We start from the raw sequence: 10,002 nt of genomic DNA, 5'->3' as shown, positions 1-10,002 counted from the left end.
CTACCGGCCGGGCCGACCCCGGTGCAGCTCGGCCTGGATGCCTTCCAGCGCACCGAGCTGGGTGCCTTCAATGTTGTCCAGATTTTCGAGGGTGCTCAATGCGATCTGCTCGCCGGCCCCGGCGATGTTCTCACCGGTTTCCAGTGCGGACTCCCGCTCCTTGCGCTCACTCGGCAGGACCTCTCGCGCAAAGCTGTCGTCTCTTCCGGGCCAGCCCTGGGTCCGGGCGACCTCGCCGGCGAAGTCACGGACGATGTCGCGCGCCATCTCGCTGATCTCCTCGATCTGACGGATCGCGGTACGCAGGCGGTTGGGGTCCGCGATGTACCCGTTCGAGTCGGCCATGGCTCTACTCCTCCCCGTCCTCATTGATCTCGTCCCGCAGCCTCCGCTGGGAAGGCGGTATCGCGGTGTCGTCCGACTCCTCCATGACGCCGGGACCGAAGATCTTGACCCAGTCGACGGCGACTCCCGAAAGTTCCGGCACCGCTTGGCTCGCTTGGGTCAGCGGGCCAAGGACCTGCATCACCTGACGCGCCATCGTGGTACGCGCCCGTTCCGCCGCTTCCAGCACACTGGCGGCCAGTTCGGCCGGGCCCATGTCCCGGTAGGCGCTGTCGAGGAAGCGGAGGGCGACCAGCCCGCCCTGGGCGTCGACCGTGACCTCCACCGAACGGTCCCTGGACTTGACCGTGCAGGAGGAACCGCGTAGCTCACGCTCGGCCTCGGCCACGGCGGCCTCGGTCGCCTTCAGCTCCTCCATGGCCTGGGCCAGGCGCTGCTTTATGGTGCCGTCCATCAGTTCCTCCTCGTCCGCGCCGCTGTGCAGCCGTTCGGACCGCGAGTGGCGTTCATCGGCCGATCACGGCGGGAGCGCCGCCCTCTTCCGTACCCCAGGTGTCCTCGTCCTCCGTGACCCAGCTGGTGCGAGCCTGGGAGGCGCTCTCGGTGCGCTGCTTGCCGGCTTCAGAGGTACCGGCCGGAGCAAACGCCGTGGCGGAACTCGTGGCGGTACGACCCCTGGTGATCACCACGTCCTCGTCGTCCAGAGCGGCAGGCCGGTTGTTGCGCCGGGACGTGATGGACGCTCCGCCGGAACCGGTGAAGACGTTACGGGTCCGTTCGGAGTTGCCGCCTTGGCCCCCGCCCCCTCCCATGCCCGGCATTCCCATCCCCGGGCCCATGGGATATCCCCCCAAGCCCTGATTGAGCGGCACACCAGCGGGCGCCGCGGCGGCCGGGGAGCCGATGCCGCGCCCGGCCTGACCGGGGTCCTGCTCGCCGTCGAAGTACGGATCTTCGTAGCCGTTGCCTGCGCCGTCGGCATCCAGCCCGTCGTTCAGCGATCCGTAGCCGCCATCGCCCGTATCGGGGACGCCGCCTCCGGTGAAGTCCGGGAGTTCGGTGTTGAGGTCACTGGGCAGATGCAGACCGTCGTTGAGCCCTGACGGATCACCGGTGCCCGTGTCGGTGGACGGCAGAGAGGGGCCGTTGAGGTCGGTGGTGACCGTGGACCCGTCGGGCTTGGTGGTGGTGAGGGTGCCGGTGTCGGGGTTCAGGGTGGTGACGGTGCCGTCGGGATGTGTGGTGGTGAGGGTCCCGGTATGGGGATCGAGGGTGGCGGAACTGCCGTCGGGATACGAGGTGGTGAGGGCGCCCGTGTCCGGGTCGAGGGTGATGGTGCTGCCGTCCGGCGCGTGCAGCGGACCGTTGTGGAGATCGGCGGTGGTGGTCGAGCCGTCCGGGCCGGTGGTGGTGGCGAGCCCCGTGTCGGGGTCGACCGTGGTGGAACCGCCGTCCGGGTAGGTGGCGGTGAGGGTGCCGTCCGGGTTCAGAGCGGTCAGGACACCTGTGTCGGGGTCAAGCGAGGTGACGGTCCCATCGGGGTGGGTGGTGGTGACGGTCCCGTCGGGATGCGCGACGGTGACGCTTCCGTCGGGGTTCACCAGCGATCCGTCGGCGAGATCGGTGGTCGTGGCCGACCCGCCCGGCCTGGTGGTGGTGACCGTTCCGAGGGACGGGTTCAGCGTGGTGACGGTGCCGTCCGGGTAGGTGGTCGTCAGAGAGCCGTCCGGGTTGAGTTCCGTCACGCTCCCGTCCCGGTTGGTCAGCCCGCCGGTCAGCCGGCCCGTGTCGGGGTTGAGTGGTGACCCCACGCCGGGCATCAAGGGCAAGTCGCCGCCGGGGTTGAGGAGACCGCCCGGTGAATTACCGAGGCCGTCGTTGAGATTGGTACCCAAGCCGCCGAGACCGTCATTGAGGCTGGTACCCAAGCCGCCGAGACCGTCATTAAGACTCGTGCCCAAGCCATCGAGGCCGTCGTTGAGGCCGGTACCCAGAGAACTGACGTTCTCGTTGAGGTTGTCAAAACCGTCGCCAATGTTCTGCAGGTTTTTGTTCATAGCCTCGGCATCGGCCGTCGCAGCATCCGCCTCGTCCTGCTGAAGGAAATCGGAGGGAGTGTCCCTGTTGACGGTTCGCAGTGGACCGTCAAAGTCGTCCCCGGCGCTCACCCAGTCGGTCTTGAGGCCGACAATCACATCCCTTGCCGCAGTTCCCAACACGACGTCGGCCCTGTCGTACCACCCCTGAACGGCTTCCTCTCCGACCTTCTTCCAGGTTCCCATGCTCCCGAGCTCGCCGTAATGGGGATGGTTCTGGGAGAAGCCCAGCCCAAAGACGTAGCTATCGGGTCCATCCATATTCGCACCGGTGCCGCTCACGACGGTTTGTCCATTAACCGTAAGAATCTGGGTTGCGTTGTTACTGATGACCCAATTGGCAATATTCACCAGTGACTCCAGCAAGACACGGTGCGGGTCATGGAAGTACTTCCTCGTCCAGTCGTACCATGCCGTCCGGAGGCTTTCGAGGTGCGTGACAAGGACGGATTGCGCGTGAGCCAGCGCAGCCCCGGGCTCGGAGACAGGGGTGTAGCCGCCGAGCATCGAATGGCTGGCATGGTAGTCACTGCCACCCATCTGCTCGGCATAGCTGTCGTAGTTCCTCCGGAGCTGATGGATCAGCTCCCAGACAACGCCGGCCGCCTGCCCTCTCCACGGCGCCTGTTCCCCGCCCATGCGGTCTTCCCAATCGGCAAGCACAGTGGCTTGATCCACGAAGAACTGCTTAGCGCGGTCGAATGCCTCAGCGCTCCTCCGGAAAGAATTGAGGTCGACTGCCTGCGCGTCGGGCACGGGGAGTCCGTTGGATTGGAATCCCCGTGTCGAGAACGACGGCGGACTCAACAGGGCGTCAAGAGTATTGATGGGACCCGCGACGTACTGGTCCAACGGCCAGTCTGCCCCCATTCGTTCGTTGGGGTCCAGGAGGTCGGCGCGACCAACCCCACCATCGGTGCGGATGAAGTCGAATTTCGCCTTGCGCATGATGACTTCCCGGCCCTGGCCGGAGCGCTCGTAGAAGACGATGTCGAAGTCGCTGTCGCCGCTCACCTGCCAGCCGTACTCTCCCGGCAGCACTGCGCGCACTGGAGATATCTGCTCGATCCGGACGCTGAACAGCTTGATGTCGTCGTTCCCTTTGAGATTGTCGAACAGCTTGCTGCGTGCCGGCAAGGGGAATCCAGTCATCAAGGTGATGACCTGGCCCCAGTAGTCATCGGCATCGTAGGTACCGGCAGTTGCTTGTTCGGGCATCGCGAGGCTCTCGGTGAGACGTTGGCGGGGTATGGGAAATCGCTGGCGAGAATCTCTTAGTCGGAGCCGGTATCACCGGCGTTGGACAGCGTGTCCTCCACCTCGCCGAAGGCATCGAGAAGCTGCTGCCCTTCGATCGCTTCCAGGCTGCTCCCCTGGGTTTTGAGCAGGGTGTCGATGGTCTCCTGCATGTTGCTGTCGAAATCGTTGAACAGCTGTTGCTGGAATTCGAGGACGTCGTCGATGGACTTCGCCTGGTCGGTCACAGTTGTGACGAGCCCACTACCGCCGACCACTTCGCTCGTAGCCATCAGGCCGATGGCCAGGAACGGGTTCTGTTGAAGCGATTCCGTCGTAGTGATGCCGTCCAGCATGCTTTTGAGCGCCGGTGCGGACTCGTTGTCTCGCCGGATCTTCCTGAGTTCTTCGCTGAACCCGGCGACGTCGTGGTCAAGGAATGCCTGCAGCGTGCCGGCGTCGAGGTGGGTGAGATCGGGCATGGCTTACTCCTTTCAGCCGGCCACCGCCGTCACGCCGGTCGGCCTTGTGGCGGCGGCCGGGGGTCGCGCTAGCGGCCGATCTGGACCTCGGACCACATCTGGGCGAGCATTCTCTCGCTGTACTGGTACTGATCGGAGATGTCCGTGAGCAGGACGCGATTATTGTCGAGTAGATGCTGCATGTTCCTTGCGGCCGTGTCCCACTCGTTCTGCTTCGTCACGTAGACGCTGCTGTCTTCGCCCTCCCAGGACTTCTTGAGCTCGTTCAGCTCCATTTCGAGCGATTCCAGGGTCTCGCCAATTGCCTTGGTCTGGAAGACCATGTCGTCGGCGGCGTTCGCCATGTGGTTGTATTCCACATAGATTTGTCCGTCGGTAAAGTCGGGCATCAGGCGCCTCCTTGTATCGATGCTCTGGTGGGTGGTTCAGGCGCGGGCCGGAACCCGGGCAGAACCATTTCCGTGGGCGTCAGACCAGTTGGGTGTATGCCGCGTTGGCCTGGTTGATGGCGTCCTGGTTGGCCTGCTGAAGTTTCGCTTTCTGAGTCCCTGTGTTCTCGAGCTCGTTGATCATGTCCTGGAGGCTCTTGAGGATCACTTCGCAGTGCCCATTCCACTGTGTCAGCAGGTTTTGGTACGCATGGCCGTCACCGCCCCTGTAACCCGCCGAGAGATTTTCACCGGTTCCGAGCACGTCCGACTGAGCCCTCTTGACACCGGCGAGCGCCTGCTGCAGCGCAAGGATCCCGTTGCGCGTAGCCTGCGCGTTTGACATCTGGCCAGGCATAAGCCCACCTCTCCATTGACGACGGAAACGCCGATTATCCGCAACAGCCGTTAGGGGACGGAACCACGATCGTGATTCCGGTTCAGACGATCTCGCTCGTGCCCAATACGGGCCTCGGCCAGTTCGACTTGGCCTTCCGGCATCTGGGGATCTTCGGTACTTGTTGAGCGCTTCGCTACCTCAGCGCTCAGCGTGCTCCCTTTCTGATCTTTACTTGTCCTGGGGATCGACAGTAGGGAGGCGACCGCGCACCCTCCCGGAACCCGGACCCTGATCTGCCCCAGCGGACAACAAAGAGTGATCGAACGGGCAGCACGACCGCGTCCCGGCAGATATCGGCGCGGCATGAAGCGCGTGAACAGCACCATGTAGGTGTCCGCGACATGCACCAACCGGCTGCCGAAGGTCCGATCGGCAGCGTCTTGCCCCGCACCTGCTCCACCTCACGCGAAGCGACGGTGCCCCCGAAGGAGGTCCCCGCACGTGTCACGCCAGGTACTCCACGTCGACCCTTCACGACCGGGCGTCTGCCGCACCATCGGCGAAGCGTTGAGCCGGGCACGCAGCGGCGCCGTGATCAGCGTCGGACCGGGCCAGTACCCGGAGAACCTGGTCGTCACCTCGCGAGTGACCATCGTCGCCGAACAGGCGCGGGGTACCGTGCACATCTGCCCGCACGAAGGCAGCGCGGTGGTACTGAAGGCCGACGCCATGATGTTGACCGACCTGGTCCTGCGCGGACGGGACGAGGACGTGCCCGTGGTGGCCGCCGTGCGAGGGCAACTGGCCATGGATGGCTGTGAGATAGCCGGCGCGGCCTGGACGGCGGTGCTGGCCAGGGACAATGGCACGCTGGCCATGCGGGACTGCCGGGTGAGCAACCCGCGGGGAGCCGGGGTGGTCGACACCTCGGGCGAGGCGTCCTCCGTGGAGGCGTGCGTCATCGAGCACCTGGGCACCAGCGGCATCGTGCTGGGTGAGCAGAGCCGTATCACCGTGCGGGGGTGCAGTATCAGAGACGCCCGGGGCAACGGGGTACTGGCTAGCGGCACGGCCCAGGGCTCGGTGGAGGACTGCGACATCTCGTCGACCGACAAGCCGGCGATCGCGTTCGAGGAGAACAGCACCACCCGGGTGCTGCGCACCGTGGTGCACGACACAAGCGTTGGTGTGCAGCTGTCGAGCGCGGCCCGTAACGAGCTGGAGGAGGTACGGATCACCGGCACCAGCGGCGCGGGCATCGTCCTCTCCGGCGGCACCGATCCGCGGGTGCGGCGCTGCCGCACCGCGCGCACCAAGGGGCCGGGGCTGTTGGTGACCGACCGCTCCCGAGGCACCTTCGAGGACTGCTGGCTGGAGTCGGCCGAGGTCGCCGCGCTGGACGTGTCGGGCTCGGCGGCGCCGGTCCTGATCGGTCTCACGGTGCGCGACAGCGCCGCCGGGGCCGCCTTCGCCGGGGGCGCGGTCGCCGAAGTGGACCGGCTGGAGGTGCTGGATGCCGGGGGCACAGCCGTCACCATCCGCGACGGCGCCAACCCGCTGATACGGCGGGCCGGGATCCGTTCGTGCCGCGGTCACGCCGTGGAGGTCGTGGACTCCGGTCGCGGGCGATGGGAGGACTGCGTGGTGGAGCGTACCGGCGAGGCGGCGGTCCACGTCGCGGACGGCGGCAGCCTCTACATCGGCGGTGGCACGCTCGTCGAATCGCAGTCGCAGGGGCTGCTGGTGGACACCGGCGGGACGGTCACGGTGCGGGGCTGTGCGGTCACCGGGACGAAGGGCACCGGCGTGCAGGTCGAACAGGGCGGTGAACTGACCGCGATCCGGCTGCGGGTGCGCGGCGCCGGCGACCACGGCGTCCTGGTCGGCGAGGGTGCCCGCGCCTCGTTCAACTCCTGCGAGGTCGGTGCCTGTGCCGGCGACGGCTTCCGGGTGGACAGCACCGAGTCCGTCTCGCTGGCCGGCTGTTCCACCCGGGAGAACGGCGGGGCCGGTCTGGTTCAGACCAGGCCCGGCGACCGGCTGGCCGTCGAAGACCTGACCAGCGGCGGCAACGGCGCTCCGGACGCCTGGGGCGAAGCAGCCCTGGACGGCCTCGACGCGTCGCGAGGGAACGCGGGCTTTGAACCTCTCGCCGCACTCGAGCGGCTGATCGGTCTGGACAACGTCAAGCACCAGGTGAGAACGCTCGTGAGTCTCGCCCAGTTGGCCCGGCGCCGTGCCGAACTGGGCATGTCCGCACCACCGATGAGCCGTCATCTGGTCTTCGCCGGCCCGCCGGGCACGGGCAAGACCACCGTGGCCCGGCTGTACGGCTCGGTGCTGGCGAACCTGGGCGCGCTGCCCACGGGGCATCTCGTGGAGGTCTCCCGCGCGGACCTGGTCGCCCAGGTGATCGGTGGCACCGCCATCAAGACCACCGAGGTCTTCCAACGGGCCCTGGGCGGCGTTCTCTTCATCGACGAGGCGTACGCCCTGTTGTCGGACGGCGGGCGCTCGGGTGCGGACTTCGGCCGCGAGGCGGTGGACACCCTGCTGAAACTGATGGAGGACCACCGCGAGGACGTGGTCGTCGTGGTGGCGGGCTATTCGGACCGCATGGAGGAGTTCCTCGCCTCCAACCCCGGCCTGCAGTCCCGCTTCTCCCGCACGATCGAGTTCGAGAACTACAGCGTGCCGGAGCTCGTATCGATCATGGAAAGCATCTGCACATCGCACCAGTACGAACTGGGCGACGGAACGCGTGAGGCGCTGGTCCTGCACTTCGAGCGGATGCCCCGCGACGCGGGCTTCGGCAACGGCCGTGCGGCACGTCAGGTGTTCGAGGAGATGGTGGACCGGCAGGCGTTCCGTCTGTCCACCATGGGGAGCCCCGAACAGAAGGACCTGACCCTGCTGCTTCCGGTCGACGTCGGCGAGCGTGAGGCAGCCGAGGTCGCCGGTGCCGTCGGGACCGCAGAGTCCGGCACTCCGCTGGAGCGGCTGAACGAGATGATCGGGCTCTCCGAGGTGAAACGCGACGTCACCGACCTGGGCAACCTGCTGGCCACGGCGCGGCGCCGGGAGGCCGCCGGACTGCCCGCTCCGCACATCGGCCACCACCTGGTCTTCACCGGGCCGCCCGGTACCGGAAAGACGACGGTGGCGCGCCTCTACGCGGAGCTGCTGGTCTCGCTCGGGGTGCTGCCCCGCGGCCAGCTGGTCGAGGTGGCCCGTGCCGATCTGGTGGGCCGGTTCATCGGTCACACCGCGCAGCTGACCCGGGCGGTGTTCGAACGGGCCCGGGGCGGCGTGCTGTTCGTCGACGAGGCGTACACCCTGACGCCGGCGCACGCCTCCGGTTCCGACTTCGGCCGCGAGGCGGTGGACACCTTGCTGAAACTGATGGAGGACCACCGTGACGAGGTGGTGGTCATCGTCGCCGGCTATACCAGGGAGATGGACGGCTTCCTGGCGTCCAACCCCGGTCTGGCGTCGAGGTTCTCGCGCCGGGTGGAGTTCGGGCACTACTCCTCCGACGAGCTGGTCACCATCGTGCGGCAACAGGCCGCTGCCGCTCACTACGACTGCGCACCCGGCACGTCCGCGGTGCTGAGGGCGTACTTCGACTCCGTACCCAGGGACCGCGCCTTCGGCAACGCCCGGCTCGCGCGTCGTGTCCTGGAAGGAATGATCACCCGCCAGGCACGAAGGCTCAGCGCGCTGTCGGCGCCCTCTCTGGAGGAGCTGCGCACCCTGCTTCCCGAGGACTTGGCCAGTCTGGAGGTGGCGGCGGGATGACAGCGCGCGATCACGGCCGGGGCCCGCGTTCCGCACAGCGGGCCGTTTCCCTCCTCAGCGGCCCCGCTGTGTGCCCGATCATGACAGGCCTGCTCGCCCTGTCTCTCGTGTGCGCGGCGGCGGCCGTCCCGTTCGCGGCCTCGACCGGCGCCGCCGCTGCCGAGGCAGGGGTCCGGCAGGCGGACCCGCAGAAGCTCCCGGTCATACCGTCCGCGCTCGCCGACGGGGCACCTTGCACGGCGGCTTCGTCGAAGGTCGCGGTGGCCGAGCCGCCGTACCAGGAATCGCTGGCGCTCTCCCGGGCCTGGCGCTTCAGCCGGGGCGCCGGGGTGAAGGTGGCGGTGGTGGACAGCGGCGTCGCCCGCGGTACCGCCCGTCTGAACGGCCGGGTGGCCACGGTCCTCGGCACCGGCGACTGCGTGGGACACGGGACTTTCGTGGCCTCACTGATCGCCGCCGCGCCGACGTCGGGTACGGACTTCAGTGGGGTGGCTCCGGAGGCCAGGATTCTCGCGGTGCGCGGAACCGACGAGCGCGGTGTGCCGAGCGCTGCCTCGGTGGCGGCGGGGGTGCGGGCGGCGGCCGACGCGGGCGCCGAGGTGATCGTGGTCGGCCCGGCGCTGGCCGGCGGATCGCGGGAGCTGACTGGGGCGGTGGAACACGCCATCGCCCGTGACGCTCTCGTGGTGGCCGCCGCGGCGCCCGAGTCGAAGCCCCGCAAGGGTGCGGACAAGGATCCCGGACCGGCCAAGGACTACTGGCCCGCCGCGCAGAAGGGAGTCCTGTCCGTCGTCGGGATCTCCTCGGACGGTTCTCTCCCCGACGGCGCGGCCGCCCCCCGGCGCGCCGACCTGGCCGCGCCCGGCAGCGGTGTGATCGGTGTCGGCCCGCGCGGCGCAGGGCATTTCATCGGCAGCGGTTCCTCACTCGCGGCCGGTTTCGTCGCGGGAGCGGCGGCGCTGGTGCGCGATCGGCATCCGGAGCTGTCCGCGGCGGAAACCGCGGAGCGGCTGACCATGATGGCCTATCCCGCCGATGTGCCGCGGCTCGACGTCTACGCCGCGCTGACCTCCACGGGCCGAACCACCACGGTCGCCTCGGGCCCCGCCACGGAGCCCGCCCGGCTGCCCTCCGACGCAGTCGCCGCGGAGGCCACCCGGCGGGCAGGGGCGCTGGGCGTCGTGGCGGCAGCCGTTGTGGGGGCGGTGGTCTGGTTGGCCGTGGTGGTACGCGCCCGGGGCCGGCGCCGTGAGGACCCCTCCGGCTGACCCGTGGTG

Annotated in this window: 8 protein-coding genes; 2 read left to right on the top strand and 6 right to left on the bottom strand. The window is 67.9% G+C overall.

Annotated elements, in window-relative coordinates:
- From F7R91_RS34570 to F7R91_RS34545, 6 genes are all read right to left on the bottom strand, one after another.
- Window positions 1–345 carry a hypothetical protein gene (locus tag F7R91_RS34570; RefSeq protein ID WP_150956278.1) on the bottom strand — a complete coding sequence of 115 codons (345 nt, stop codon included), beginning with the start codon at window positions 343–345 and terminating at the stop codon, window positions 1–3.
- A gap of 4 nt (window positions 346–349) precedes the next feature.
- Window positions 350–799 (bottom strand): YbaB/EbfC family nucleoid-associated protein, encoded by a 450-nt coding sequence (locus F7R91_RS34565; RefSeq protein WP_191971766.1) that lies wholly within the window; start codon window positions 797–799, stop codon window positions 350–352.
- A 52-nt stretch (window positions 800–851) separates the two neighbouring features.
- Window positions 852–3,659 (bottom strand): AAWKG family protein, encoded by a 2,808-nt coding sequence (locus F7R91_RS34560; protein ID WP_150956272.1) that lies wholly within the window; start codon window positions 3,657–3,659, stop codon window positions 852–854.
- A 56-nt stretch (window positions 3,660–3,715) separates the two neighbouring features.
- Window positions 3,716–4,159 (bottom strand): type VII secretion system-associated protein, encoded by a 444-nt coding sequence (locus F7R91_RS34555; RefSeq protein ID WP_150956269.1) that lies wholly within the window; start codon window positions 4,157–4,159, stop codon window positions 3,716–3,718.
- 68 nt (window positions 4,160–4,227) lie between these two features.
- Window positions 4,228–4,548 (bottom strand): WXG100 family type VII secretion target, encoded by a 321-nt coding sequence (locus F7R91_RS34550; RefSeq protein ID WP_150956266.1) that lies wholly within the window; start codon window positions 4,546–4,548, stop codon window positions 4,228–4,230.
- A 79-nt stretch (window positions 4,549–4,627) separates the two neighbouring features.
- Window positions 4,628–4,945 carry a hypothetical protein gene (locus F7R91_RS34545; protein WP_150956263.1) on the bottom strand — a complete coding sequence of 106 codons (318 nt, stop codon included), beginning with the start codon at window positions 4,943–4,945 and terminating at the stop codon, window positions 4,628–4,630.
- Between the two features lie 483 nt (window positions 4,946–5,428).
- Between F7R91_RS34545 and F7R91_RS34540 the strand changes: the two genes are divergently transcribed.
- Together F7R91_RS34540 and F7R91_RS34535 are read left to right on the top strand one after the other, a co-directional pair.
- The gene (locus F7R91_RS34540; protein WP_150956260.1) at window positions 5,429–8,725 is read left to right on the top strand and encodes a right-handed parallel beta-helix repeat-containing protein; all 3,297 of its coding nucleotides are present in this window, start codon (window positions 5,429–5,431) and stop codon (window positions 8,723–8,725) included.
- 80 nt (window positions 8,726–8,805) lie between these two features.
- A complete protein-coding gene (locus F7R91_RS34535; RefSeq protein WP_150956257.1) occupies window positions 8,806–9,993 on the top strand; it encodes a S8 family serine peptidase in 1,188 nt (395 codons plus the stop codon).
- The last annotated feature ends 9 nt before the right edge of the window (window positions 9,994–10,002 follow it).

The organism is Streptomyces luteolifulvus, assembly GCF_008806595.1.
GTDB classification, from domain to species: domain Bacteria; phylum Actinomycetota; class Actinomycetes; order Streptomycetales; family Streptomycetaceae; genus Streptomyces; species Streptomyces luteolifulvus.
The sequence above is the reverse complement of the archived record's forward strand: the minus strand, read 5'-3'. Positions and strand labels throughout refer to the sequence as shown.